Below are 26,097 nucleotides of genomic sequence, written 5' to 3'. Positions count from 1 at the left end.
CCGTCCAGTTCCTTCGCGCGCGGCCTGTTTGGCAGGCCCAGACGCTTGCCACATGCGCGGCAAGCCGATAGTCGCCACAGCATGGCCAATCAACCTGTTCCTGCACCGACAGCCGCCTCTGCCACGTCGCTCGGCACGAACGTGGGGCAAAGCAACTTTCCGGCCCAAGGAGTGCCCATCATCCACCGGATCAACCGGCTGGGGCTGTGGACCCTCTATATGAAGGAAGTGCGCCGTTTTTTCAAGGTGCAGACCCAGACCATCTGGGCCCCGGCGATGACCACGCTGCTTTACCTGATGATCTTCACCGTCGCCATGGGGCGCGAAGGCTATACGGTGCTGGGCGTGCCCTTCGCCAGCTTCATCGCGCCGGGGCTGATCGTGATGGGGATGATCAACAACGCTTTCGCCAACACCAGCTTCAATTTCCTGTCGGGCAAGATCCAGGGCACCATTGTTGACTACCTGATGCCGCCGATTTCCAACGGCGAACTGATGCTGGGCCTGGTCGGTGCGGCGGTGACCCGCGCGGTGCTGGTGGGGCTGGCGATCAGCGCGGCGATGCTGCTGTGGCCAGGCGTACACTTGTCGGCGGCGCATCCCTGGGCGATCGTTTGGTTCGGGCTGATGGGTTCGATCCTGCTGGCGATCATCGGCCTGATCACGTCGCTGTGGGCGGAAAAGTTCGATCACGCGGCCATGGTCACCAATTTCGTGATCACCCCGCTGACCATGCTGTCGGGCACGTTCTACGTGATCCACAACCTGCATCCCGCGTTCCAGGCGGTCAGCCGGGTCAATCCGTTCTTCTATGTTATCTCGGGCTTCCGGTTCGGCTTCCTGGGGGCGAGCGACATTGGCGATACCAACGCCGCCGTGCTCAACGGGGCGATCTATGTCGGCCTGCTCAACCTGGCGATGGGCGCGGTGCTGTACCTGCTGCTGCGCAGCGGCTGGAAGTTGAAAAGCTGATGACCAAGCCGTTCTTCCCGCTTGAGACGACCGACGATCCACTGCGCTTTCGCCTGGCGGTCACGCGCGATCTGTGTGTCGGACCGATGGACCATACTTTCCTGTTCGGCGGGGCCGGGCTGGGCGTCGCGGTCGAGGCGGCCAAGCGGGTCACCGGGCGCGAGCTGATCTGGGCGACCGCGCAGTACCTGTCCTATGCCCGCCCCGGATCGCAGCTGGAAGTGGACGTGCGCGTGCCGGTGCGCGGACACAACGTCACCCAGGCCGTGATCAACCTGCACTGCGGCGAGGAAGTGATCATTTCCGCCACCGCCGCGCTGGGCGAACGGCCCGGCCACCCCACCGCTCAGTGGTTCGAATTGCCCGACATGCCCGGGCCGGACGACTGCCAGGAATGGGGGCCGTGGGACGGCGAAGGCGGCGGCACGCTGATGAAGCGGCTGGAAAAGCGCGTTGCGCCAGACAGCGTGGTGCTGCGCCCGCGCGATGGCACGGTCGATCCGTCGGGCCGGATGCAGATGTGGATCCGCACGCGCGAGGACGCGCCGATCGACGCGGCCCTGCTGGCGCTGATGGGCGATTTCGTGCCAACCGGGGCCGGGGTCTCGCTCGGCCTCGATGGCGGCGGCAACAGTCTCGACAACACGCTGCGGCTGCACGCGGTGGTGCCGACCCGCTGGGCCTTGTGCGACATCCAGATGAGCGCGGCCGGGCGCGGCTTCGCCCACGGCCACCTGCGGCTGTTCGCCGAGGATGGAACCTTGATGGCGACCGCCTCGCAATCGCTGGTGCTGCGTTACCGCAATCGGCCGAAGTGACCGGTCAGCGCTGACCGCTCAGTGGGTCAGCGAACGGCGCAGGCGATAGCGCCCACCGTCGAAATCCTCGAACAGTTCGGCGACCGAGGGATGGTCGATCGGCCCGGCCTCGCCGTCGGACAGCAGGTTCTGCTGGCTGACATAGGCGATGTAACTCGAATCGCCGTTTTCGGCGAGCAGGTGGTAGAATGGTTGTTCGCGGTGCGGGCGGACTTCCTTGGGGATCGATTCGTACCATTCCTCGCTGTTGGCGAAGACCGGGTCGATATCGAACACGACGCCGCGGAAATCGAACACCTTGTGCCGCACGACATCGCCGATTCCGAACCGCGCACGGGTGCGCAGCGGGGCATCGACCTTGCGGCCAGCCTGGGGTGAAAAGAAGGAAGCTCGATCCATGATCGGCAATATAGGCGTTGTGCAGGCGCGAAACAACGCTGCCATCCCGGCCGTCCCCGTTTTTCCGAGCCTAGGGGGCTTGGCAAGCGGCCCAGCATCGGCTAACCGCGCGCTTCCCGACCTGTCCGGCTTGCCGCTGGACACCGGCGATCTCGCGGAGAGGTGGCAGAGAGGTCGAATGCGCCGCACTCGAAATGCGGTGTACGGGCAACCGTACCGTGGGTTCGAATCCCACCCTCTCCGCCACTTGCCATTGAAGCGAACGGGTCCAGGAGCAGAGCCCACCTTATTGTCCTGGAATGACCAAGGATCAAGGCGAACGCTCGGTCATCGCGGGCAACCTGCTGGATCACCCGGATCTCGGCCGCCAGTGTGCCAGTGAACCGTTCGAGCAACTGATCGCCGACAATGGCGTCATCTTCGCGATGAACCGGCCTGCCAATGTCCGGGATTATGCCGTCATGGCATGGTTGTTCCGGCTCGGATTTTCCGGTCAATCGATCACGCCGGGATCGAGGCGAATCTCCCGCCTGGCCATCGCTTCCCAGAGGAATGGCATGCCCAGTGCATCAGACATCCGGACCACGCGCAGGCTGGCGGGATCGGTGATCGGCTGACCCGTGCCCAGCAACTCGACCTGCCAGGCCAGCCGGCAGCGGTGCTCGAGCGTCACTGCCCTGAGATGCGCCTGGCGTACATCCCGGGCGACGATGAAGACGCCGTGGTTCTTGAGCAAGGCCCACTTGCCGGCGCCAAGCGCATCGGCCGCCGCCTGGGCCTCGATCGCGCCGTCAACGGTGCCGGCGTATTCGTCATAAAGCCGCGGATCCTCGTCGACATGGCCCGAGGTCTAGTCGTAGACTGGCGGGATACGGCCTACCGCGGCCCAGACTGATCCCCAGCGCGAATGGTTGTGGATCACCACGCGCAGATCGTCGCGGCGCTGGTGAACGGCCAGGTGCAGGCCAATCGCCGGGGTGACATTCCAATCGCCTTCGATGACTTGCCCGGCGGCATCCACGCGGATGATGTCCGAGGCGGTCAACTCGTCCCACGCCAGTTCCCACGGATTGACCAGGAAGGTGCCGTCCGGCTCGGCGATGGTGATGTGCCCGGCGATATGGTCGTCGTAACCCTCGCGGTGCAACGTGCGGCATAGCAGCGCCAGTTCCTGCCGCGACGTCAGCACGGGGAGCAGCGGGCGGCGGCCGGGACGCGGGGTCAGTTCGGCCAGCGTGGGAATGCGGCGTTCGGTATCGTGCATCGCGAATGGTCCTGCAGTTGGAATGAAGCGGGGTATGCTGCGATCAGCGCCACTGTGCCGAAGCAGTGGCCGTATCGGCCTCACGCACCCGGCGGATGCCGAGTTTTTCGCGCGCGGCGTCGAGCGGAAGGTCGAACACGTCTTCATAGCGCATCATGTAGATCGGCTCGGAATGCCGCCCCACGGTGGCGCCGCGCTCAAGCGCGTCGAGCGTAACCAGCCATGTTTGCGGATAGTGCAGCACCGCCCGGGTGATGATCCGGCTGGATCCGAGAATCGAGAAAGCCGACAGTTCTCCGGCCAGTTCCGGGCTGAGATGCACGAACAGGTTGGCCAGACGCATGTAATAGGGGACCAGTTCGCCGATGAAATCGAACCCGCCGCCGCCAAGCAGGTGTTCGAAATCGTGGGTCTGCCCGGCGCGCAGCTGGAAATATTCGAAGTCGCTTTGCGGCTCGAACGGGGGAACGATGTCGATCTGCATGTTCTTGTCGACCAGCTGGGCATGGAACAGCCCACCGACCGTGTCCGGGGCATAATGCGCCAGGTCATCGACCTGGAAGGTCGAGACGAACCCTTCGCGGAACCACTGGTCGAACGCCGGGTTCTGCCGCCGCTCGGCCGCCAGCAGCGCGTTGATATGGTCGAGGTCCTGCACTTCGCGCAGGATCTGGACGAGCTGGATCGAATCCGACGGGGTCGGCACGTCAGGCCCGTTGCGGCGCAGCATGTGGGTCGCCACCCAGTCACGGACGCGCGGGTCATTGAGATAGCGCGAGGAACTGACCAGCGCACTGCTGTCTGTCGCGACGCTGGTGATGCCGCTCATCAGGTAGGAATAATCAGCCATGTCATTGCTCCTCGTCATGACGGTCGGATCTGCGCAGGCTGGTGCCCAGCGCGCGTGTGAGGGGGATCGGAAAGCGCAGCAGCATCTGCCCCATGCCCTTGGCGGCCGGATCGAGCCGGGTGCTCGCATTGATGCCGCCGGTCAGGGCATCGTGAACCACGAAGTTGAGCGCGTGAACGCCCGGCGCCTCGTAGCGATCCACGCTGGGCGGGCGTCCTGCCGGGCCGAGGTGAGCATACCAATCGGCCACTGCAGAGGGGGTCAGCGCTGCCCGCAGGCAAGGCAGGTATTCCGGTTGCCGTGCGATCACGGCGACATTGAACAGGTGCCCCTTGTCGCCGCTGCGCACCCAGGCGAGGCGGACCAGATCGGCGGTGACATCGCCCACTGTGACCGAATCGGTGGGTTCGGGCGGCAGGACAGGATCGCCCCGTTGCGTCCCGACGATGGCGGCAGGCGGTCCGGAACGCGCTGGTGGAACCTCGCTGCAATGGCCCGCGACTGTCACCCGCGGGGTCACCATCCGCTTGTCGACCAGGCACAGGTGGATGCCGGTCAGCGGGAGCACCTGGGTCGCCAGGTTGACCGAGGTGCCAACCGCCATGCCCGAGATTGCCGCCCACTGCTCCCGTGCGAAGATCTCCGCGCCGGCCTGTTCGGGGTGATCGACGACCAGCTTGCAAATCACCTCGCGCGTGTCGGCATGACGGCCATGCGCCCCGAAACTCGCCTCGCCGCCGATAATGACTGCTTCGGTCCGGGTGAAGTCGGGCAGGTTGCACGCCCGCAGCAGCTTGCGGGTCCGCGCAAACAGGGCTTCGGCCTGCCGGGCCGCCTTTTCGGCGGCGTCCTCGCCGATCACCGGCTGATAGGCGATGCCCCGCCAGCCCTGGTCAAAGGTGACGCAGGCTTTCAGGCTGTCGGTTGGTGGCCGGCCGCGCGCGCCGCTGACCCGAACCCGGTCCGGGCCGATCTGTTCCAGCTGCACGCGGCTGAAGTTGCAGCGCACGTCGGCGACGATGTAGTCGGCAGGGTCGCTGACTTCATAGAGCAGTTGTTCGGCGACCGTGCCGACTGAAACCAGCCCGCCGGTTCCGTCCGGCTTGGTGATGACCAGGCTGCCATCGGGGCGACATTCCCCGATCGGGTAACCGATGTTGGCCCAGTCAGGGACATCGCGCCAGTCGGTAAAGGTTCCGCCGGTGACCTGGGCGCCGCACTCGAGCAAGTGGCCGGCGAGGGTGCCGGCCGCCAGCAGATCGTGATCGTCAGGCCCCCAGCCGAATTCATGGATCAGCGGACCAAGCGCCAGCGCGCTATCCACGACCCGGCCGGTGACGACGATGTCGGCGCCCTGTGCCAGCGCGAGCGCCACCGGAAAGGCGCCGAAGTATGCGTTGGCGCTGATCACGCCATCGGGAAAGGGGGCGAGGGTGAACATGTCAGGGTGGCCAGCGGCCTTCAGGTTGGCGAGGTGCGGGCGCAGGTCGTCGCCATCGACATGGGCAACCCGCAGCGCAAGCCCGCGGCGCGCGATCAGGTCCTCAAGCGCTGCGGCCAGCCCCGCCGGATTGACCCCGCCCGCATTTGCAACGACCTTGACCCCACTTGCCGCGATCTCGCGCAGATGCGGCCCGACATGCACGTTCAGGAAATCCGCGCCATAGCCCAGCGCGGGATCGGCCGCCTGCATCCTGCCAAAAATGCCCATCGAGCCTTCGGCGAGGTAGTCGAAGATCAGATAGTCCAGTGATCCAACCGCCAGGAGTTGCGGGACCGACAGGGCAGTGTCGGAAAACGATGCGGTGGCCCCGCCGATCCGCACCACCTTGTCGACCGCTGCATTCGGCATTTGCGCCACTTCCGTGTTGTCGTTGACGGCAACCTAGGGTCAGCGATGGCCAACGACTGTCACTTGCGTTACAATTGATACCATGGCGAAGTATGACAAGGATGCAGCAGCCGACGTGCTGCGCCAGGCCGCCTGGCTGCGCGGCTATGCGCCCGAACTGGCAGATTGCCTGTTCGCCGAAGGTCGCCTCGTCCACCGCTCGGTCGGCGAATGGGCCCAGGCAGAGGGGGACGATCGCGGCGGGCTGTTCGTGGTGGTCACGGGGCTGCTCCATTCCTACTTTGCCGCCGATGCCGACCGCGAGGTGATGATCGGGCTGGTGGGGCCCGGTTCGATGCTGGGCCACGCCACCCGCTTCAGCGGCGGCCCGCGACTTGTCACTGCGGTCTGCGTCCAGCCGACCCTGCTGCTCGAACTGAGCGAAGCCGCGCTCGACCGCGTGGCGGAACAGCGCCCCGAACTTTGGCGCGCCTTGGCCGACTTCACCTATGCCAACATGCGCGGCGTCCTGCGGATGGCGGCTGATCTGATCAGCCTTGCTCCCCGCCAGCGACTCGCCGCGCGGCTGTTGGCAGCGGCAGAGGGACAAGGTTCGGCGGAAATCTGGCTCAGCCAGGAACTGCTGGGCGAAATGACCGGATTGACCCGCAAGACGGTCAATCACCACCTGGGCGCCCTGGAGCGCGCCGGCCTGGTCGAAACCGGCTATGGCCGGATCAGCCTTTGCGACATCGCCGGGCTGCGGCGCTTGGCGCAAGGCTGAGCGGGGCCAGGCTTGGACCGGGGGGGTAGGGCGGAGCGGCGCACAGTGCCCCCGTCAGGCTTCGTCTCCTGAACAGTCTGAGCGTCATTTCGTACGTGCAGGAGGAACAATTGACTCAATCTCGCGGCCGAATTAATTGTCATATCTGACAAGATTCAGTGCTGGGAGCTTGCTATGGCGCGGCCAAGGATCGGTCTTGAGAGGCGCGAGGAAATTCTGGCGGCCTTCGAAGCCTGCGTGGTGCGCAAGGGTTTTGCCAAGACCACGTTGATCGATGTCGCCGAAGCTGCGGGGCAACCGCGGCCCCTGGTGCGCTATTTCATCGGCAATCGCGCTGACATGGTGAATGCGCTGATCGATCGTCTGCTGGAACGTGGCGAGGCCAAGTTTCGGCTCATGTCCGAGGGCGGCTCGGCCGGGCAGGCGCTGGATATCGTGCTCGACCAGATCTTTGCCGACGACACCACCAACATCGTGATCATGGAGCTGTGGCACCTGTCGCTGCGCGACGCGGCGCTGCGCGAGCGGCTTGGCGCGATATACCGCCGTGTCATCTTTGAAGTGACCGCACTGCTGGGCGATGACGCCGATCCCGACGCAGCCTTTGCCGCCGTGTCACTCGCCTTTGGCGCCGCCTTCTTTCGCCATCTCGGCCTTGCCCCTCAGCAGCGCGGAAGCCTGCGCGATGCCGCGCACTGCCTGCTTACGCCCAATCGAATTCTCGTCGCAGGAGCCTGAAGCCATGACCGCCATGAAGATGACCGATCTTGCCCTGTTCAGCGGCCGGCGGCAGTTCGAAAATTTCGCCCGGTTCAAGGATATCCTGCCAGTCTCGCGCATGGCTGCCGCGAGCGAACCCTTTTCCATGCCCGATGGCGATCCCATTGCCTTGCCTGCAACCTACGACTTCGCCGGCGAAGTGCGATCCAGCGCAGCTTTTCTGGAGCAAACCGATACCGCTGCGGTTCTGGTGCTGAAGGACGGCGCCATCCGGCACGAGCTTTACCGGCTGAGCGGCGGGCGCGACGTGCAGTGGATTTCCTGGTCGGTTGCAAAAAGCTTCGTCTCGGCGCTGGTCGGGATTGCCCTTGCCGAGGGTCACATCCGAAGCATCGATCAACCGATCAGCGATTACATCATGGTTGAACCTGGATCAGCCTATGCAGATGTCAGCATCAGGCACGTGCTACAAATGTCTTCGGGCGCGCGCTGGAATGAGGATTACGCCGATCCCGCGTCCGATGTTCATCGGCTGGGGGCAACCATGGGTGGGGCAATGTCGCTCGATGCTTTCGTGGCAACGATGGTTCCCGCTGCCGCGCCTGGCACGGTCTGCCGCTATAACAGCGGCGATACCCAGGCGCTTGGTTCCCTGCTCGTCAAGGCAACCGGATGCTCACTGACCGACTACATGCGCGAGAAGCTGGTGGTGCCGCTCGGGTTTGAATCCGATGCCTACTGGCTTGTCGATGGCACCGGCATGGAAATGGCCTTTGCCGGGCTCAACGTCACCGCCCGCGATTTTGCCAAACTGGGCGAACTCTATCGGAATCATGGTCGTTGACAGGGGTGCCAGATCGTGCCTGAGCAGTGGGTTGAAGCATCGGTGCGCGCCGATGCGCCGCATCTCCAGCCGGGCCGCCCGATCCTTGCCGACCATCCGCTTGATCTAGGTTACGGCTACCAGTGGTGGCTGCCTGGCGGAGGTCGCGGCGAATTCAGCGCAATGGGGATCTACAACCAGCTGGTCTATGTCGACCCGGAACGCGGGGTGACGATCGTCAAGCTTTCAGCCAACCCCGCCTATGGCACAGCCATGGACGAAGCGACCAACCGCGAGATGGAGAACATTGCCTTCATCCGAGCCATCGCCGCGTCGTTCGACAGGCCTTGAGCGAGGCGCCAATAGGCCGAATAGCCGATCCGGGGCGGCTGCTTGCGTGACCCGCTGTGCCGGACCGTCTGCCATCCCGGCCCCACCCTTGGGTTGAGGCGATCAAACCGGCACCGATTGGAACGACCGACGCGGGCTCTTCCCCCCGACTCCGCCGCGTTGCATCCCGATTTCCCGAATTCGTTGGGAAAAAGGCGCAGGGCCTGGCCCTTGCCCCACGTGAAGGTTGCGGTTGATCGCGCTGATTTCCGTGCCGCGGCTGCGGCATCTGAAGCCGTTCCCCACCGTCCGCAATTTGGCGCGCGGTGATGATCTCGGCCCGCTTCCCGATGCGGCTGCCGTGCCGGCATTGCCGGGTCGGCTTCTCAAGCCAGGTACACACCCGATGGGGGTGGTGGCGCTGAACTTCATGGAATTTTAGTTCTATAAAACAAATGCTTACACGCGATTTATCCGGCTGTACTATTTCGTTGACAGTGCCAGTTTCAACGCAGATTATAACCTCGGGTGTCGAATTCGACCGGATAGGCCATGTGGTCTGGCCGGGCGGACAAAAGAACAAATCCGGTCATCCAATGGAGAGGGACAGCGATATGAAAGCCTACTTCGATGCACGACTCTTGAGCACCGTGGCCGTGATGGGCCTGGCGGCGGCAGTCGTCCCTGCAACCGCAATGGCGCAGAACGCGCAGGAGCGACCCGAGGCTCAGGCCGACGCGAGTGAGAACGAAGGGCTTGAAGCCATCGTTGTGACCGCGCAGCGCCGCACCGAAAACCTGCAGAACGTGCCGCTTTCGGTGGTCGCGGTTGGTGCGGAACAGCTCCGGTCGAGCGGCGTGCAGACGCTGGAAGCAGTCAACCGGCTTGCCCCGAACGTGGTGGTCGAACGTGTCGGCCTGTTCCCGGGCGCGGCTTCGCTGTCGATCCGCGGGGTCGGCTATGCGGGGATCGAAAGCTTCACCGATCCCGACGTGGCGGTTTACACCAACGGCATCTACCAGGCCCGCAACGCAACGGCGCTGGCCCAGACGATCGACGTGGCCGGAATCGAAATCCTGCGCGGTCCGCAGGGCACCCTGTTCGGTCGCAACGCCTTCGCGGGCGCCATCTCGGTCCAGACCGCGCGTCCGGAAATGAACGTTGCCAAGGGCAGCGCCGGGGTGACGATCGGCAACTTCGGCCTGGCCGACCTCGACTTCGTCGGCAACCTGCCGATCGTAACCGACAAGGTCGCGGCGCGCATTGCGGTGCGCCAGCACAACCTGTCCGGGCTGTGGACCAACAACGGCATTACCCCCAGCGGCGCGGTTGACCAGACGCTGAAGGGCAAGCGCGCCGGGCGCGAGCGCTCGCTGGTGGTGCGTCCTTCGATCCGGTTCCAGCCGACTGAGAATCTCGACATCCAGTTCATCGGCGAATTCCTGCGTGAACGCGACCAGGCCGCCCCGATCCTGTCGGCGCAGCTCAACGGCGCGACGATCCGGTCGATCGGCGGGGTGATGTCGAACCCCTTCGGCGACAAGCGCGCGGGCATTCCGGGTGATGGCAGCGATCCGTGGGTGACCGGCTTCAGCCTGTCGGAACGGCCGATGAACTTCGACCAGAGCTCCTATACCGCCGACATCAGCTACACCACCGGGATCGGCAAGATGCGCTTCCTCGGCAATTACCAGAAGACCAAGTCCGACGTATGGGCTGACACCGATGGTTCGGTGGCGAACATCTTCAGCTCGGACCGGTTCGAGGATTACAAGGGCACTTCGGCCGAACTGCAGTACACCTCGGACTTTTCCGACAAGCTCAACCTGATCGCGGGGGCACTGTATTTCCACGATCAGTACAAAACGACGCAGCTCAGCTTCACCAACACCACCAGCATCAATTCGCCGGCGGTGTTCAACGTGACCAGCTATCTCAGCCCCAACAGCGCGACCTGTTTCGGCAACCAGAGCACTGCGGTGACCACGGGCTGCACCTATCCGGCCTACAACGTCTCCTACATCAACAACGGGGGCAAGCGCACCGCCTATGCGGCCTACATGCAGGGCGAATACCACCTGAGCGATCCGCTCAGCGTGGTGCTGGGGATCCGCTATTCGTCCGAGCGCAAGTATGACTACTACGGCTCGAACTCGACCCTGGCGCAGACCGGTCTGCCGCTGTCGCTCGACCCGACGCTGCACACCCTGCCGATCAGCGATTTCCTGCCTAACGGCCGGCCGCTGATCTACCGGGCCGATCCCTACAAGAACAGCAACTGGGCGCCGCGCGTTGGCATCAATTTCAAGGCCAACGATGACGTGCTGCTTTATGCCTTCTGGCAGCGCGCGTTCAAGTCGGGCGGGTTCAACGCCAACGCGGCGGACCTGGCGGCATTCCGCACCCCCTATGGTCCGCAGACCGTCGACAACTTCGAAGGCGGGATGAAGGCCGAGTTCTTCGACCACAAGCTGCGCGTCAACCTCAGCGGGTTCTACGGCAAATACAATGGCTTGCAGCGTTCTCAGGTGACGGCGTCGAACACCGCGCCGTCCGGTGTGACCACGGTGACCAGTAATACGGCCGACCTCAAGAGCTATGGTCTCGAACTGGAAATCGCGGCCAAGCCGACCAAGGACCTGACGCTGTTCGTCAACGGCGCCTGGAACAAGGCCTACTACACCCGCTACTGCGCCGACCTGAACGGCGCCGAAGCAAGCTCGACGCCGACCCTGGCGCCGGCGCTGGCGGTGTGCGGGCCGATTACCACGGTCGTTTCCTCGACCGGGGCGACCACCTACCTGGTTCCGCAGGACTATTCGGCCAACCGGCCGCTGCGTGCCCCGCGCTGGGACATCACTGCCGGGTTTACCCAGAACGTGACGATCGGTACCGGCACGCTGTCGCTGACGGGGAGCATGAACTATCGCTCCAGCGTCGATACCGACCTGCTCAACCGGCTCTATTCGTTCCGTCCGGCGATGACCGTGTTCGACGCGACGATCAAGTGGGCGCCCGACAACGGCGACTATTCGATCTCGCTGTGGGGCCGCAACCTGACCAACCAGATCCAGGTGCTGGGCTATACCCCGGTCGGCAACACCTTTGCCTTCGCTTCGCCGACGCCGCCGCGTCAGTACGGCGTGGCGATGAACGTCAACTTCTGATCGATCACCTCCCGATCAGAAACTGAAACGCGCCGGGTTTCCCCGGCGCGTTTTTGTTTGTCCGTTGGGAGGAGAGTCAGTTTGACAGGCGGACCATCATCTTGCCGATGTTATCGCCGCGCATCACGCCCAGAAACGCATCTACCGCGTGCTCAATCCCGTCGAACACGGTCTCACGGCTCTTGAGCTGGCCCGAATTGTACCACTTGGTGATATCGGCCATGAAATTGGGGATCTTGTCCTGGTAGTGGAACAGCAGGAACCCCTCCATGCGGATGCACTTACCCATGATCGTGGTCAGGTTGCGCGGCCAGGTGCTGCCGCCCACGTCGTTGTACTGGCTGATCATCCCGCACACCGCGAAGCGGGCGAAAGTGTTGGCCACCGCGATCGCGGCGTGAAGATGTTCGCCGCCGACATTGTCGAAGTAATAGTCGATCCCTTCGGGCGCGGCTTCGGCCAGGGCCTTGGTCAGCTTGGGCACGGCCTTGTAGTCGATCACCTCGTCCAGGCCGAGTTCGTCCCTGAGGAAGGCGACCTTGGCCGCGCCGCCGGCCGAGCCGATCACCTTGTGTCCCTTGAGCTTGGCGATCTGGGCCGCGATCGATCCGACCGAGCCGGCCGCGGCGGAAACGAACACCACGTCGCCCGGGCGCAGGTCGCCGATCAGGGTCATGCCGATATAGGCGGTCTGGCCCGAAGTGCCGGCCAGGTTCATGAACACCTGCGGCGGCAGGCCGTGCAGGTCGACCGGCTCGACCGCGCTTGACGGCGCGGTGAACGCCTCGCGCCAGCCGAGCTGCGAATTGACGTGGGTGCCCACCGGGATCGCCGGATCGCCCGAGGCGGTGACCACGCCCAGCGCGCGCGCTTCCATCACTTCGCCCAGCTCATAGGGCGGGACATAGCTGCGCCCGGCATACATCCGCCCGCGCATCGCCGGATCGACCGACATCAGTAGGTTGCGCACTTGCACTTCGCCCGGGCCGGGCTGCGGCACATCGACCGTGACAGTCGCAAAACAGTCGTGGGTCGGCTCGCCTTCAGGGCGCTGGACCAGGTGAATTTCCCTTGATTGCACGTTTCGGCTCCTATCCGTCTTGATCCTTGAGGGACCCGGAAAAGACTATCCCTGAAAAATGGACACCAGTCTAGTATGTGCTGGCAATTGGCCCGCACGGTGATAGTCTGGCTACCGGGAGAGGCCGCGCTGGCCACGGTTAAGCAAAGGGAAGGCGATGTTCGACTTACTCAAGGGAGTTCGCGTGATCGAGTTCGGCATTCTGCTGAACGGGGATCACCTGGGGATGCTGCTGAGCGATCTTGGCGCGGAAGTGATCAAGGTCGAGGAACCCAGCAAGGGCGATTACATTCGCGACATGCTGGGGATCATCACCCCGCACCACAGCCCCGCGCACCTGCAGGTCAACAAGAACAAGAAAAGCGTGACGATCAACGTCAACACGCCCGAGGGCAAGCACGCCTTCTTCGAATTGCTCAAGACCGCCGACATCTTTGCCGATGGCCTGCGCGGCGGGGCCTGCGAGGCGATGGGGATCGGTTACGAGGAGCAGCGCAAGCACAAGCCGGACATCATCTACATGGCCAGCACCGGGTTCGGCCTGACCGGGCCCTATTCGAACCTGGCGGCGCACGGCTATTCGATGACCGCGATCGCGGGCGGCCTGCCGGCGAAGAAAGACGAAGACGGCTTCGTCGACCGCAGCGGCAATGAAAGTGACGTGCTGGGCGGGGTCAAGGGCGGGGCGGGCGGCCCGTTTGCGGTGATGGCCGCGCTGGCCGCGCTGATCCGCCGCGATCGCACCGGGCAAGGCGCGCTGATCGACGCGGCCGCCTGCGATGCCAACCTGGCCGCGTCCTGGCTGCCGGTGGTGACCAATCTCAATTACGACAAGCTGATCGACCTGACCGGCATGTCCCCGCGCGGCGAGCCGAACGAGGGCTGGCCGGCGGGTTCGGTGCTCTATGCGCTGTACGAGGCGAAGGACGGGCGCTTCATGATGTTCGGCGCGATCGAGCCGAAGTTCTGGTACAACTTCTGCGCCGCGATCGACCGGCCGGACCTGCGCGACACGATCCGCACCGACATTCCGGTCGATTACGGGATCGACCGGCAATGGCTGCGCCCGGTGCTGCGCGACATCTTCCTGGAACGCACGTCGCAGGAATGGATGGACATCGCGCTGAAGCACAACATCCCGATCTGCGTGGCCAACACGCTGGATCAGGTTCCCACCGATCCGCACATGGCAGCGCGGGCGATGCTGTTCGAACAGGAGCATCCGCGCGCCGGGCCGTTCACCTACCTGCGTTATCCGGCGATCATCGACGGCCAGCACAGCGGCGTCGAAATCGACGCGCCGATGCTGGGCGCGCATACGAACGAGGTCTTGTCCTCGATTGGCCTTGGCGAGGATGAAATCGCCGCGGCCCAGGTGCTCGGCAAGCGCCGCTAGCGCCTTCGACAACAAAAATGGACGGGCGGCTAAATTCTGTGGACGCCGCCCGCCATTGCTGATTTACTCATGCGCGGAATCACCGCCCCACGCAGGGCGCTGAATGGGAGAGACAGGATGGCTGGACCGCTCGAAAACCTCGTTGTCGTCGATGCTTCGCAAGTGATGCCCGGCTCGATCGCCAGCATGTTGCTCGCCGATCACGGCGCCGACGTGATCCGTATCGAACCGCCGCAAGGCACCTTCTTTGCCCATGACCTGCCCCGCAAGAGCTGGGAGCGCGGCAAGCGCAGCGTGACGCTGGACCTTGCTGTCCCGGCTGACCGCGACACCCTGCGCGGCCTGCTGGCCACGGCGGACGTGTTCATCCATTCGCTGAGCGGTGCTGACGCCGCCGCGCTCGGCTTGGATCGGGCCGCGCTGGAACTGGAATTCCCCGCGCTCGTCACCTGCGCGCTGAGCGCTTACGGTGATGACACGCCGCTGGCCGGGCGCCCCTATGGCGAAAGCCTGGCCGCCGCGGTGCTGGGCACCATGGCCGAAAAGGGCACGTCGCATCGCCCCGGCCCGGTCTATCTCGGCCATCCGGCGCTGCATTACGGGCAGGCCTTCCTGGCGGTGATCGACATCCTGGCCCTGCTGCGCAAACGCCACGAAAACGGCCTGGGCGAGGCGGTGGAAGTCTCGCTGATGGATGCGATGCTGGCGCAGTCGCCGATGAACAGCTGGTGGCACCCCGAAGGGCTCAGCTACATCAAGAAGGGCGATACCGCGGCCCGCGACCGGTTCGGTCGGACCCGGCTGGTCACCGGCCTGTTCGAGTGCGGCGACGGATTGTACCTGCAGATGCACACCGGCGGCCTGGGCGGGTTCAAGGCGGCGTTCGACGTGCTGGGCTTCGGCGACCGGATCAAGGCGGTGCAGGGCGCCGAAATGGCGATCCCGCTGGAGGATGAGGAACACCACATCGCCCGCGTCGAAATCTACGACGCCTTCCTGACCCAGCCGCGCGACTATTGGGTGCAAGCCTTCCAGAAGGTCGACGTGGCGGTGCTGCCGGTGCTGGAACCGGCCGAAGTGCTGCTGGATGACCAGGTCGAATTCGTCGGCCAGCGCATCGCCCTGCCGGATGACGATTTCGGCACGATCTATCAGGCAGGCCCCGCCGTGCGCTTTTCCGAAACCGGCCCGCAGGCCCCCACGCCCGCGCCGCGCATCGGCCAGCACAATGCCGAATTGCCGGCCATGCTGGCGCGGGGCAAGCCGCAATTCGTCGCCGGCACGCAGGGTAAGGTTCGCGCGCCCTTGGAAGGGCTGCGCGTGCTCGATTTCAGCAGCTTCTTCGCCTGCGGTTATGGCGGGCGGCTGCTCTCGGACCTTGGCGCGGACGTGATCAAGGTCGAAACGCCCGATGGCGACCAGATGCGCCCGCTGCCCAGCTGTTTCGATGCCGCCCAGCGGGGCAAGCGCGATGTGGTGCTGAACCTCAAGTCGCCCGAAGGGCTGGCCGCCGCGCACGATCTGATCGCCGGGGCCGATGTGGTGATGCACAACCTGCGGCCCGGCAAGGCGGACAAGCTGGGGCTGGGCTATGCCCAGCTGGCCGCGCTCAACCCGCAGCTGATCTATGCCTTCCTGCCGGGCTACGGCTCGCAAGGGCCGAAGTCCAAGCTCAAGAGCTTTGCCCCGCTGGTCAGCGGCTGGACCGGGCTGCTGTATGAAGGCGGCGGCGAGGGCAATCCCCCGACCGACGGCGTGTTCGGCAACGAGGATTACAACAACGGCTTCCTTGGCGCGGTGGCGGTGCTGATGGCGATCGAGGCGCGCTATCGCACCGGCAAGGGCCAGTACCTGGAATGCCCGCAGCTGCATTCCAGCCTGTTCACCACGGCGGAACACTTCCTCGATGCGGATCGCAAGGTGGTCTACGGGTTCCGGCTGGATCACGAACAGATGGGCTTCAACGCGCTCGACCGGATCTATCCGACCAGCGACGGGCACTTCGTGTGCATTTCCTGCCGCGATGACGCGCGCTTTGCCGCGCTGGCCGCCGCGCTGGGCCAGCCCGCGCTGGCCCAGGACCCGCGCTTTGCGGGTCCCGCGGCGCGCAGCCGCCACGATGCCGATCTGCGCGCGCTGCTGGAAACGTGGTTCGCCGGACAGACCGCCGAAGCGGCCAAGGCGGCGCTCGATGCGGCCGGGGCTCCGGCCGAAGTCGTGCGGGAGCAGGGCCAGAAGGCCTGGGTCGACGAGGTGCTGCTGGCCGACTGGGCCGAGCAGTCGGGCCGGGTGATCGAGCATTTCAACGCCCGCTTCGGCCACATCCGCGAGTTCGCCTACTTCACCGAACTTGGCCGGCGCTATGGCGGGCGCAAGCCTTCGGCGCCGCAGCTGGGCGAGCATTCCGAGGAAATCCTGCGCGAGATCGGCTATGACGAGGACAAGATCGCCGCGCTGGTCGCCATGACCCGCAAACCGCCGGTCGCGGCCTGAGCCGGGGGGAAGGGAACCCATGATCAAGGTTATCGGATTGCTCAAGCGGCGCGCCGACCTGACGCACCAGCAGTTCTCGGACTATTGGCACAACAACCACGTCGCGCTGGCGGACCGGATCGTGCCCAAGGACGCGCTCAGCCGGACCTATATCCAGAACCACGCCCTGGCGATGAAGGGCGGGGGCGAGGCGCCCTATGACGCGGTGGCCGAACTGTGCTTCGACGACCGCGCGCACATGCAGCGCTGGATCGACTGGTATGGCAGCGAGGCCGGCAAGGAACTGCGCGACGACGAGCTGAACTTCATGGACGTGTCCAAGCGCGTCGTCATCGTCACCGATGAACGGGTGATGCGGCGCGGCTGACCCGCGCCGCCGCCCCCGCTTCAGCCCGCCAGTGCGATCTGTTCCTGCCGCAGGCGGCGGTAATGCCGGCGCGCCAGTTGCAGGCAGGCGAACATGATCGGCCCGGCCAACGCGATCACCAGCGCCATCGAATAGCGCACCGCGCCCGGTCCTTCGAACACCCGGTCGGTAAACTGGGCGACCACCACCGGGCCGATCACCAGCCCGACGATGGTGATGGTCGTGATGTACAGCCCGCTGACCTGCGAGCGCAATTCGTTGGGCAGGAGCAGCTGCAAGGCGGTCGGCGCGCAGGCGAACGGCATCGACACCATGAAGTGCAGTGGGGCCAGCAGCGCGAGCGCCAGCCACGGCGATTCCATCAGCGGCGCTATGCCCCCGACAACCGCAACCCCGACGAAGCCCCAGGCCCCCACTAGCAGCGGGGCATCGACGATCCCGCGCCGCAGCAGCCGGTCGTTGAGGAAGCCCGCGAAGATCCCGCCGCCGATCCCGAAGGTCAGGTATTGCAGGCCCAGCGCCAGCCCCAGTTCGGCCGGGGTCCAGTGATAGACCCGGATGAACAGCGCCGGGGTCCAGATCGCCACGGCATAGCTGACCAGCGCCACCATCGAGAACCCGGCGAACATGAAACCCAGTGCCCCCCGGCGCGCCCACACTTCGCGCAACAGCAGCGTGGCGGGCAGCTTTTCATGGTCCGCCGCCGCGCGGCCGCGCCGCCGGGGTTCCTTGATCAGCAGGAAGAACGGGGTCAGCAGTAGGCCGGGCAGGCCGATCAGGATGAAGGTCAGCTGCCAGGGTTTCAGCCCCCAGAACGCGCCCGGATGGGCCGCGACATAATCGTTCAGGAACCCGATCAGCGCCCCGCCGAAGATATAGGCCAGCCCCGTGCCCAGCATCGAGCTCATCGTGAACAGCGCGATCGCGCGGCCCAGCCGGTGCTGCGGGAAATGGTCGGAAATCAGCGAGAATCCGGCCGGAAACAGGCTCGCTTCGCCAACCCCCACGCCGGCCCGGGTCAGGAACAGCGGCCAGTAGCTGTGGGTCAACCCGGTGCCCATCGAAAAGCTGCTGAACAGGCCCAGCCCGCCCGCAATCACCAGCCGCCGCTGGAACCGGTCCGCCAGCCAGCCGATCGGCACGCTCATCGTCACGTAGAACAGCCCGAAGGCAATGCCCTGCAACATCGCAAAGCCGGTGTCGCTGAGCTGCAGGTCGGCCTTGATCGGTTCGACCAGCAGGTTGATGATCATCCGGTCGAGCTGCGAGGCAAGCGCGGCGGCGCACAGCAGGGCCACCACCTTCCACCCGGTGCGTGGGGCAGGCCAGTCGCCATCGTCATTGTCCAGAGCCGCATTTGACACCCATTGTTCTCCCGGTTGGTGGCGGCGCGGAACGTGCGGGCGCGCAGGCTGTTACCTGCCGCGCCGCACCGCGCGGATCAGGCTTCCTCGACCGGGGCCATGGCGATGGCCGCCGCGGTCTTCGACAGGTGGCGCAGGGTCCGGTCGGACGGCCAGATGGTGTGCGGGCGGCTCTTGTCCGCCAGCGCGGTCAGTCGCGCGGCCAGGATCTGCGCGATATAGGTGCCGACGAATACCAGCCGCTGCGAAGCCAGCTCGCGCGGCATCGGAGGCATCAACTCGCGAAGCAGCGCCAGGCAGCGCTGGTATCCCGCGTTGTAGCGGTTGGCCACCGCGCTTTCGAACAGTTCCTGGTGGGTGAGGTGCAGGATCTGGGTGAGGCGCAGGTAGCAGTCCTCGTCGCCTTCGCCCATCACGTCGACCGAGGGATAGATGATCGCGTCGATCACTTCGCGCACGGTCGGCTTGCGCCCGCCCGCTTCCAGCTCGTCCAGCATGGCCACGCGCCGCTCGTCGATGATCTTGGCGCCGTCCTCGACAATCGCGCGGACCAGCGCTTCCTTGCTGCCGAAGTAATAGGCGACCGACCCGTGGTTCTTGTGCCCCGCCAGGTCGGCGATCTCGCGCACGGTGACGCCATCGACCCCGCGTTCCGAGAACAACCGCAATGCAGCCAGCTTGACCGCGTTTGCAGCGTCCTTCTTGTTGCTTGAACCCGACTCTCCCATCCGAAGTCTCGGCATCCTGTTCCCCGCAGCAATTGTGTTTCGGCGTTGCCCCTAATTCATAAGCGCGGCAGCGTCATGCCTTTTGGAAGACGCAAGCCTACGCCAAGTGCGGTTCAAATCCAAACGACTTAATCATTTGACTTATCAGACCGGTAGGCCATGCTCCGCGGCAAACGCAGGAACGGTGAAGGGGAGCTGCATGTTCAACGATATTTCCAGCCCGCTGGCGCTGCTCGAAACGCGGCGCTCGGGCCGCCCGCGCGACATGGTCGCGCCGGGGCCGGATGCGGCGCAGCTGGCGCGGATGCTGGCGATTGCGACCCGGATTCCCGATCATGGCAAGCTGGCCCCGTGGCGCTTCGTGGTGATCGACGATCGCGCCGCCTTCGCGCAGTTGCTGGCCGATGCCTATGCGCGGGAACGGCCCGATGCCGGCAAGCTGGAACTGCAGGCCAATGCCGATTTCGCCCACCAGGCCCCGATGCTGGTGGCGGCGATCAGCACGCCCAATCCGGGCAGCAAGATCCCCCGCTGGGAACAGGAACTGTCTGCCGGTGCGGCGGTCTACAACCTGGAACTCGCGGCGACGGCGATGGGCTTCGTGGCGGGCTGGCTGACAGGCTGGGCCTGCGCCTCGCCAGTGGTGCTGGAAGCGCTGGGCGGCAAGCCGGATGACCGGTTGGCCGGCTTCGTGTTCATCGGTACCCCCTCGCGCGAGCTTGAGGAACGGCCGCGTCCCGCGCTGGACGAAGTGGTCCGGCACTGGCCCTGACATGGCGCAAGCCGAACCAGGGGCGGACGAATGGACCAAGGGGCTGCACCGCGCCATGCTGGTGCGGGTCGGCCGCACTGAAACCAGGGCCATCCTGCACGACGATTTCCACCATTTCCGGCTGCGGCTGCGGCACGATGGCACGGCGGTAGTCGCCGCCATGTCCGAGATGCTGCGCGGCCCCTATTCGCTCTGCCCGCGCGCGGGGGAAGAGCTGGCGCAGCTCGCCGGGCGGCCGTTGGCTGGCGGCGCGGCGGGCCTGTCGCTGCGGCTGCAATGCACTCACCAGTTCGAGCTGGCCGCCCTGGCCATGGCCGCCAGCGCGCGCGGGCAGGATTGCCATTACGAGCTGGGCGTCGCGGTTGAGGATGCGGAGCGGTTCAGCGGCTGGATTGCGCGCGATGGGCAGCGCCTGCTCGACTGCCGGATCGATCACGAGCGCTTCACCGCGCCGGAGAGCTTCGACGGGCAGGCGCTGGGCGCGGGCTTTACCGGCTGGGCCGCAGCGCAGTTGGCGCCAGACCTGGCCGAAGCCGCGCTGCTGCTGCGCCGGGGCGTGATCCTGGCGCGGGCGCGGCGGCACTTGCCCCGGCTCGACGCGCTGGGCCATGCCCCGGCAAACGGCAATTGCTGGGTCCAGCAGCCCGCCACGGCCGAGCAGGCCAGGCGGCACTACGGCGTGGTGCGCGACTACTCGGCAAGCGGCGTCCCGCTTGGCCGCGACGATGAGGACTGGCTGGCCGAGGTTATCGGCTAAGCGTCAGAGCGCCGGCTCTTCCGCCGCCAGCGCTTCATCTTCGGCGGGGTGACCGTGATAGGGCGGCTTGCCCAGCGCCAGCACCAGCGCGGCTGGAAACAGGAAGGCCATGCCAAGGCCGGTCAGCAGCACGTCATAGGACCCGGTGGCATCGACCACCACGCTGCTCAGCGCCGGGCCGAACCCCACGCCCAGCCCGAACACGGCTGCCACCTGGCCGTTGATCGCGGCAAATTCGCGCATTCCCATGTAGCGGCTGACCAGCACGGCCAGCACGTCGAATTCCGCCCCGGTGCACAGCCCGATCACGCAGGCGCCAATCGCTAGGGTGGTGAGCGAGCCATCCACGTTGAGCATCACCGCGCAGGCCAGCGCCGGGGCGGCAAACATCACCCCCGCAACGAACCGTCCCGGCAGGACATCCATCAGCACCCCGGCGGTCAGCCGCCCGCAGATCGCGCTGACGCCGATCAGCCCGGCGGCGGCCGCCGCCTCGGTTGCGGAAATACCGTTCTCGATCCCGATCGAGACGAAGTGCAGCATCAGCGTTGGCATGCCGAAACCCAGCACCGCCGCGGCGAAGACCAGGATCCAGAACCTGCGGTCGCGCAGCGCCTCGGCAAAGGTGTGGCCGGGCAGGGTGAGGGTGGAATCGCCGCCTGCCTTCTTGCTCGCGGCAGTGCCGGGGGCGCCGCGCGGCATCAGCCACCAGATCAGCGGCCAGCCGATTGCCAGCGCTGTCAGCCCCATCAGCGGATAGGTGCGCGCCCAGCCGAATTCGGCCACGGCCAGCGCGGCGGCATAGGGCGCGATGGCGCTGGCCACGCCGGTTCCGCACAGCGCCACGGCCAGCGCCAGCCCGCGCGAGCGGTCAAACCGGCTGGCGACCGACAGGCACCAGATATTGTTGTTGGCAAAGGGATAGAGCAGCGCGAACAGCAGCCACAGCGCATACCAGGTCCACAGGCTGGGGCCAGCCAGCCCGAACATGGCCAATGCAAAGCAATAGCCGGCAAACCCCGGCAGGACGACCCGGCGCACGCCGACCCGGCTGGCGAACCGCCCGACCCGTGACGCGATCAGGAAATAGATCATCGCCGAGATGGTCGGCCCGGCGGTGATCGCGGTCTTGGACCAGCCATAATCCCGTGACATCGGCCCCAGGATCACGCCCAGCGTGTAGAAATGCAGGATCGTCAGACAGACGCCGATGGATGCGGCCAGCACCACCCGCCAGTTTTCCCGCCATTCCCGCACGGCGGCGGAGCTGTTGCTTGTCAAGTGCTCGGTCCTCCCCAGGGTGTCGCCGGTTGTCTGGCGTCAGATGCAGCGCCGGTTACAGCATGGCGTAGCTTTCGTAGCCGGCGATCTCCTCGGCCGAGAAGGGGCGGGCGTTGCCCAGGTGATAGAGACGCTCGGTATTCTCGCCTGCAATCCGCGCGGCGAAACCGCGGTCCATGCCCGAGGTGACCCGTTCGAACAGCTGGCGGCTGCCCGGCCAGACCGAGGCCGTTTCCATGAAGGCAAAGCTGCCCCAGATCAGGTGCGCTTCGCCCATGTAGCCGGCATTGAGCAGCACGGTCCGGTCGTCCTGCGAAACGTACCAGAAGTACTGGCGCAGGTAGTCCGCGGGGCTCATGTCCTCGTTCGCCAGGCTGATCTTCCGCAGCGCGGCCGTGCGCATGTAGGTATCGGCCAGCTGTTCGAAGGCCGGCGGCGCCCAGCCCGCGTTGGGGGCGAGCGAGATGAACCGGATGCCCGGATTGTTGTCCGGGATGTTGGCATAGATGATCGTGGTCAGATCGTTGTAGAATTCCGGCGTGACCCCGGCGACGATCCCCGGTTCCGGTTCGCGCGTGCCGTCCAGCGGGCGGTAGATGCTGATCGGCATGCCCAGTTCGGCGGCAGCCGCCCAGAAGTCGGTGCATTCCTCCATCGCCGGGGGGCAATCCGCGCCGCCCGGCCAGGCATCGAGCACCACGCCCTTGAGGCCAAGGCTGTGCGCGCGGCGCAGTTCGGCGGTGGCATCGTCCGCGCCGGTGGTCGGCACCTTGGCCACGCCGATGAAGCGGGCACTGTCAGCCTCGCAGAAATCGGCCAGCCAGTCGTTGTAGGCGCGGTAACAGGCCACGATGAACTCGCGGTTCTCGGTCGCGTTGATCAGGTCCCAGACCTGCCCGGTCGAATAGAGCACTTCGCCCGCGACCTGGTCTTCGTCCTGGATCCAGCGCCGCCCGGCGGGCGATGCCAGCCAATCGGCCCGGGCGATGGTCAGCGGATTGGCGTGGCCATGCGGATCGGTCAGCGCGTGGCTGTAGCCCGGGGGCGGGGCGAGCTTGCCCGCCGCGCTCCAGCGCACGCCATCGGCGGTTTCGATCAGCCGCGGGCACAGGTCCGCGAACTTCGGATCGAGCCGGCTCGACCACAGGTTGGACGGTTCGACGACGCCGCTGGCAGCCGAGATCATGCGGATGTTGGTCATGGTCTTGTTCCCTGGCTTATTCGGCGGCGGCCAGCAGCGGCGCATCGGCGGCGTGCACGGGCAATTCGTAGGGGATCTGGTAGAGATCGGCGACGGTGCGCCACATCAGGCGTTCCCATTCGGCTGCCGGCACGTCGCAGCGGTTCAGCTGGTCGTGGGCCAGTTCCACGTCGATCGGCCAGTTCGAAACCGAATGCGGGAAGTCGCACATCCACATCATCCGGTCGACGCCGATGGCATAGCGGTTCTTCAGCGCCACCAGGTCGGTGATGAACGTGGTGTAGATGTTCCGCTGGAAATATTCGGACGGCATCAGGTCCAGCTTGATGCCCCGGTCCCGGCCGAGCTGGCGGTAGGTCGCATCGAAGCGTTCGATGAAGAACGGCACCCAGCCCGATTGCACTTCGGCGCCGACGAACTTCAGTTTCGGGAAGCGGTCGAAAGTGCCGTTCAGGATCAGCTTCTGGCAGACCGTCTGGAACGAGCCGGCGGCATAGGCCTTCTTGAGGTCGGTGACGTTGCCCTTGGAGTGGACCGCGATCGCGTTGGCCGGAATGCGGATCGACAGGTGCAGCGACACCGGCTTGCCGATTTCCTCGGCAATCGCCCAGAAGCGGTCGTCCTCGGGCGAGGGATCGGTGCCCGAGCCGTTGGGATAGCTTTCCAGCGCGACGCCCTTCATGTCGAGGTCGATCAGGCAGCGCTTCAGCTCGGCGATGGCATCGTCGATCCCGGTGTTGGGGATGATCCCGATCGGGAACAGCCGGGTCGGGTCATAGGAACAGAATTCCGCCATCCAGTCGTTATAGGCGCGGAAGCAGTGATAGATCAGTTCCTTGTCCCGGGCCGACTTGATCGCCGCCCAGACGCCGGGGTTGTTGTAGAAGAATTCGCCGTCGAGGTTGTCCTCGATCTGCTCCTGCACGCGGGCCTTGGGATCGAACGAGCCGGGCAGGATGTCGGAAAAGCGCACGCCCTTCTGCAGGCCGTCGCGCAGTTCGCCGAAGCGGGCCTTGTAGCCGGCACGGTCATAGCGCTTGGTCGCGCGGTGGTGGACGGCGGCGGACCCGAACGGGGTCGGCGAATCCATGTCCTCCATTTGCCAGGCCTCGCCCCCGTTATCGAGTTCGATGATCCTGGGGGCGCGGTCCTTGAAGCGCTGGGGGACCCGGTCAACGAACATGCGGGCAGGTTCGTTGACGTGCGAATCCGCGGAAATCGCCTTGTAGACAGTCATCCTCGTTCTCCCAATCTATGAGCGAAGGAGAACACGAGTCTCAAAAATAGTCAACTGTCCAATTTTGGATTTTCGTGCGGGCTGAAAACCCGACTGCCCCCCCCACACCCCGTCATCCCGGGCTTGAACCGGGATCCAGCTTTTCTGCTGCAACGCGGCGGTTGGGCGCGCGGTCGGCACAGGAAACTGGCCCCCGGATCCAGTCCGGGGTGACGGTTGTTCTGGTAATGGATTACGCCCTTCAGGCGGGCGTCGGACTCACCTGGATCGCGTCCCCTTCGATCCGCACCGGATAAGTCGCGATCGATTCGAACGCGGGGGCGCCGAACGAGCGGCCGTCCTTCAGGCGAAAGCGCGCGCCGTGGAACGGGCAGGTGATCGTGCACTTGCGCACCGTGCCGCCCTGCAGCGCTTCGTTGTCGTGGGTGCAGCGGTTCTCGACCGCGAAATACTGCCCGTCCGAATGGCACAGCAGGATCGTCTTGTCCGCCACGGTGACCAGCTTCTTGCTGTTGTCGCCCAGCTCGCCCAGCTGGGCAACGGTGTGAAAATCATCGGCCATGAACAGTCTCCGGTAATTGGGTGGGCGGGTCAGCCGAGGGGCGGCCGGTCCGCTCCGGCAGGGGCAAGGGCTTCGGGCGCGGAGCGGTATGCCGGCAGGCCATCGCGCGCCAGTTCGCCCAGCTTGTCCTGGATTTCCGCGCGCACCGGATCGATTGCCGCCCCGGCGACAAAGGTCAGCGCGCCGAACACCTTGCGGCGGATCGAGGCTTCGGTATCGACCTGGCCGCGGCACCAGTCGAGCAGGGTCTGGTTGGCATGGGCGGCCAGATCGTCGATCAGCGTGGCCGGATCGATCCAGGGGTGCAGCGCGCCGCGCTGGGCCAGCGATTCGATCCAGCCGCGGTGCGGATAGGTCGCCACCTTGTGCAGCGCTTCCCAGATTTCCGGATCGGTATCGAGCGCGAAGTAGATTGCCATCATCGCGCCCAGGTAGTGCGGCATCGAGGCGCTGGCGCGCGAGGCGACGACGTGCCGCTCGATCATCCGCTCCATCGTCGCCGGCTGGCTGGCATAGCGGTAGCTGCTTTCGCGTTCCTCGAAATAGTCGTTGATCGCGGTGGCGATGATCCGTTCGCGGGTGCCGAAGATGTTGTAGATCGTCTGCTTGGCCACCCCGGCGCGCTGGCCCACTTCGCCGACGCTGAACTGGGCATAGCCTTTTTCCGCGATCAGCGCGCGGGTGATGTCGAGGATGCGCTTGCGCCGCGCGACAATTGCGGGACTGGAATAGCCCTTGCGTCGTTCCGAAGCATTTGTTGCCACGCACCTTCCCCCACACGGCCTGTCACCAACCTGCGCCAAGTAAGGGCGGTGCCAGGAAAACTGGCCGCCTAGATAGAGCCTCGGGCCGAATGGGCCAGCGGGAAATTTCACCACCCTCTTGCCAAACGGCGCGCGT

The 26,097-nt window shown here is 65.4% G+C and carries 25 protein-coding genes, 1 tRNA gene and 1 pseudogene; 15 read left to right on the top strand and 12 right to left on the bottom strand.

Annotated elements, in window-relative coordinates:
• The first annotated feature begins 81 nt into the window (after positions 1-81).
• Complete coding sequence (locus ACE3N9_RS04130; protein WP_374281125.1) at positions 82-972, top strand: ABC transporter permease; 891 nt, start codon at positions 82-84, stop codon at positions 970-972.
• Complete coding sequence (locus ACE3N9_RS04125; RefSeq protein WP_374281123.1) at positions 972-1,790, top strand: acyl-CoA thioesterase; 819 nt, start codon at positions 972-974, stop codon at positions 1,788-1,790. Before ACE3N9_RS04130 ends, ACE3N9_RS04125 begins: the two co-directional genes overlap by 1 nt.
• 18 nt (positions 1,791-1,808) lie before the next feature.
• Here the strand turns inward: ACE3N9_RS04125 and hspQ are convergent, their stop codons facing one another.
• Entirely contained in the window at positions 1,809-2,189 is a 381-nt protein-coding gene (gene hspQ / locus ACE3N9_RS04120) for a heat shock protein HspQ (RefSeq protein WP_374281121.1), read from the bottom strand.
• A 156-nt stretch (positions 2,190-2,345) separates the two neighbouring features.
• Between hspQ and ACE3N9_RS04115 the strand changes: the two genes are divergently transcribed.
• Together ACE3N9_RS04115 and ACE3N9_RS04110 are read left to right on the top strand one after the other, a co-directional pair.
• Positions 2,346-2,435 (top strand) — tRNA-Ser (locus tag ACE3N9_RS04115).
• 53 nt (positions 2,436-2,488) lie between these two features.
• Entirely contained in the window at positions 2,489-2,806 is a 318-nt protein-coding gene (locus tag ACE3N9_RS04110; protein WP_374281258.1) for a hypothetical protein, read from the top strand.
• Between the two features lie 38 nt (positions 2,807-2,844).
• Here the strand turns inward: ACE3N9_RS04110 and ACE3N9_RS04105 are convergent.
• From ACE3N9_RS04105 to ACE3N9_RS04095, 3 genes and pseudogenes are all read right to left on the bottom strand, one after another.
• Positions 2,845-3,453, bottom strand: a pseudogene (locus ACE3N9_RS04105) (class II aldolase/adducin family protein); the annotation flags it as partial.
• Positions 3,454-3,496: 43 nt separating this feature from the next.
• Entirely contained in the window at positions 3,497-4,303 is an 807-nt protein-coding gene (locus ACE3N9_RS04100; RefSeq protein WP_374281119.1) for a Coq4 family protein, read from the bottom strand.
• Position 4,304: 1 nt separating this feature from the next.
• Positions 4,305-6,155 (bottom strand): acyclic terpene utilization AtuA family protein, encoded by a 1,851-nt coding sequence (locus tag ACE3N9_RS04095; protein WP_374281117.1) that lies wholly within the window; start codon positions 6,153-6,155, stop codon positions 4,305-4,307.
• 82 nt (positions 6,156-6,237) lie between these two features.
• Between ACE3N9_RS04095 and ACE3N9_RS04090 the strand changes: the two genes are divergently transcribed.
• From ACE3N9_RS04090 to ACE3N9_RS04065, 6 genes are all read left to right on the top strand, one after another.
• On the top strand, positions 6,238-6,918 hold the full coding sequence (locus ACE3N9_RS04090) for a Crp/Fnr family transcriptional regulator (protein ID WP_374281115.1): 681 nt from the start codon (positions 6,238-6,240) through the stop codon (positions 6,916-6,918).
• Between the two features lie 267 nt (positions 6,919-7,185).
• Positions 7,186-7,656, top strand: a complete 471-nt coding sequence (locus ACE3N9_RS04085) for a hypothetical protein (RefSeq protein ID WP_374281113.1) — start codon at positions 7,186-7,188, stop codon at positions 7,654-7,656.
• A 4-nt stretch (positions 7,657-7,660) separates the two neighbouring features.
• Positions 7,661-8,482 (top strand): serine hydrolase domain-containing protein, encoded by an 822-nt coding sequence (locus tag ACE3N9_RS04080; protein ID WP_374281112.1) that lies wholly within the window; start codon positions 7,661-7,663, stop codon positions 8,480-8,482.
• Between the two features lie 15 nt (positions 8,483-8,497).
• Positions 8,498-8,812: a hypothetical protein gene (locus tag ACE3N9_RS04075; RefSeq protein WP_374281110.1), complete on the top strand. Its 315-nt coding sequence runs from the start codon at positions 8,498-8,500 to the stop codon at positions 8,810-8,812.
• Between the two features lie 232 nt (positions 8,813-9,044).
• A complete protein-coding gene (locus ACE3N9_RS04070; RefSeq protein ID WP_374281108.1) occupies positions 9,045-9,233 on the top strand; it encodes a hypothetical protein in 189 nt (62 codons plus the stop codon).
• Between the two features lie 172 nt (positions 9,234-9,405).
• Positions 9,406-11,958: a TonB-dependent receptor gene (locus ACE3N9_RS04065; RefSeq protein ID WP_374281106.1), complete on the top strand. Its 2,553-nt coding sequence runs from the start codon at positions 9,406-9,408 to the stop codon at positions 11,956-11,958.
• Positions 11,959-12,034: 76 nt separating this feature from the next.
• On the opposite strand, the gene ACE3N9_RS04060 is transcribed toward ACE3N9_RS04065, so the two are convergent.
• Positions 12,035-13,039, bottom strand: a complete 1,005-nt coding sequence (locus tag ACE3N9_RS04060) for an NADP-dependent oxidoreductase (protein ID WP_374281104.1) — start codon at positions 13,037-13,039, stop codon at positions 12,035-12,037.
• 157 nt (positions 13,040-13,196) lie between these two features.
• Here ACE3N9_RS04060 and ACE3N9_RS04055 point away from each other — a divergent pair, with 157 nt between their 5' ends.
• The 3 genes from ACE3N9_RS04055 (at position 13,197) to ACE3N9_RS04045 (ending at position 17,295) form a co-directional block, all read left to right on the top strand.
• Positions 13,197-14,435, top strand: coding sequence for a CaiB/BaiF CoA transferase family protein (locus ACE3N9_RS04055; RefSeq protein WP_374281103.1), 1,239 nt, complete (start codon positions 13,197-13,199; stop codon positions 14,433-14,435).
• A 117-nt stretch (positions 14,436-14,552) separates the two neighbouring features.
• Positions 14,553-16,928: a CaiB/BaiF CoA transferase family protein gene (locus ACE3N9_RS04050; RefSeq protein ID WP_374281101.1), complete on the top strand. Its 2,376-nt coding sequence runs from the start codon at positions 14,553-14,555 to the stop codon at positions 16,926-16,928.
• A gap of 19 nt (positions 16,929-16,947) precedes the next feature.
• Complete coding sequence (locus ACE3N9_RS04045; protein WP_374281099.1) at positions 16,948-17,295, top strand: EthD domain-containing protein; 348 nt, start codon at positions 16,948-16,950, stop codon at positions 17,293-17,295.
• Between the two features lie 20 nt (positions 17,296-17,315).
• Here ACE3N9_RS04045 and ACE3N9_RS04040 read toward each other — a convergent pair whose 3' ends face one another.
• On the bottom strand, positions 17,316-18,659 hold the full coding sequence (locus tag ACE3N9_RS04040) for an MFS transporter (protein WP_374281097.1): 1,344 nt from the start codon (positions 18,657-18,659) through the stop codon (positions 17,316-17,318).
• A 77-nt stretch (positions 18,660-18,736) separates the two neighbouring features.
• Positions 18,737-19,387, bottom strand: coding sequence for a TetR/AcrR family transcriptional regulator (locus tag ACE3N9_RS04035; protein WP_374281095.1), 651 nt, complete (start codon positions 19,385-19,387; stop codon positions 18,737-18,739).
• Positions 19,388-19,586: 199 nt separating this feature from the next.
• Here ACE3N9_RS04035 and ACE3N9_RS04030 point away from each other — a divergent pair, with 199 nt between their 5' ends.
• A complete protein-coding gene (locus ACE3N9_RS04030) occupies positions 19,587-20,159 on the top strand; it encodes a nitroreductase (protein ID WP_374281094.1) in 573 nt (190 codons plus the stop codon).
• Between the two features lies 1 nt (position 20,160).
• Complete coding sequence (locus ACE3N9_RS04025) at positions 20,161-20,916, top strand: hypothetical protein (RefSeq protein WP_374281092.1); 756 nt, start codon at positions 20,161-20,163, stop codon at positions 20,914-20,916.
• A gap of 3 nt (positions 20,917-20,919) precedes the next feature.
• Here the strand turns inward: ACE3N9_RS04025 and ACE3N9_RS04020 are convergent, their stop codons facing one another.
• The 5 genes from ACE3N9_RS04020 to ACE3N9_RS04000 all read right to left on the bottom strand — a co-directional run bounded on the left by ACE3N9_RS04020 (position 20,920) and on the right by ACE3N9_RS04000 (position 25,961).
• Entirely contained in the window at positions 20,920-22,197 is a 1,278-nt protein-coding gene (locus tag ACE3N9_RS04020) for an MFS transporter (protein WP_374281090.1), read from the bottom strand.
• 55 nt (positions 22,198-22,252) lie between these two features.
• Positions 22,253-23,398: an amidohydrolase family protein gene (locus ACE3N9_RS04015; protein ID WP_374281088.1), complete on the bottom strand. Its 1,146-nt coding sequence runs from the start codon at positions 23,396-23,398 to the stop codon at positions 22,253-22,255.
• Positions 23,399-23,414: 16 nt separating this feature from the next.
• Positions 23,415-24,635: an amidohydrolase family protein gene (locus tag ACE3N9_RS04010; protein WP_374281086.1), complete on the bottom strand. Its 1,221-nt coding sequence runs from the start codon at positions 24,633-24,635 to the stop codon at positions 23,415-23,417.
• A 241-nt stretch (positions 24,636-24,876) separates the two neighbouring features.
• Complete coding sequence (locus ACE3N9_RS04005) at positions 24,877-25,197, bottom strand: Rieske (2Fe-2S) protein (protein ID WP_374281084.1); 321 nt, start codon at positions 25,195-25,197, stop codon at positions 24,877-24,879.
• A gap of 29 nt (positions 25,198-25,226) precedes the next feature.
• Positions 25,227-25,961, bottom strand: a complete 735-nt coding sequence (locus tag ACE3N9_RS04000; protein WP_374281082.1) for a TetR/AcrR family transcriptional regulator — start codon at positions 25,959-25,961, stop codon at positions 25,227-25,229.
• Between the last annotated feature and the right edge of the window lie 136 nt (positions 25,962-26,097).

Origin of the sequence: Novosphingobium sp. (genome assembly GCF_041905565.1) — a bacterium.
In the GTDB taxonomy this organism is placed as follows: Bacteria; Pseudomonadota; Alphaproteobacteria; order Sphingomonadales; family Sphingomonadaceae; genus Novosphingobium.
This window is presented reverse-complemented; position numbering and strand designations above follow the sequence as displayed.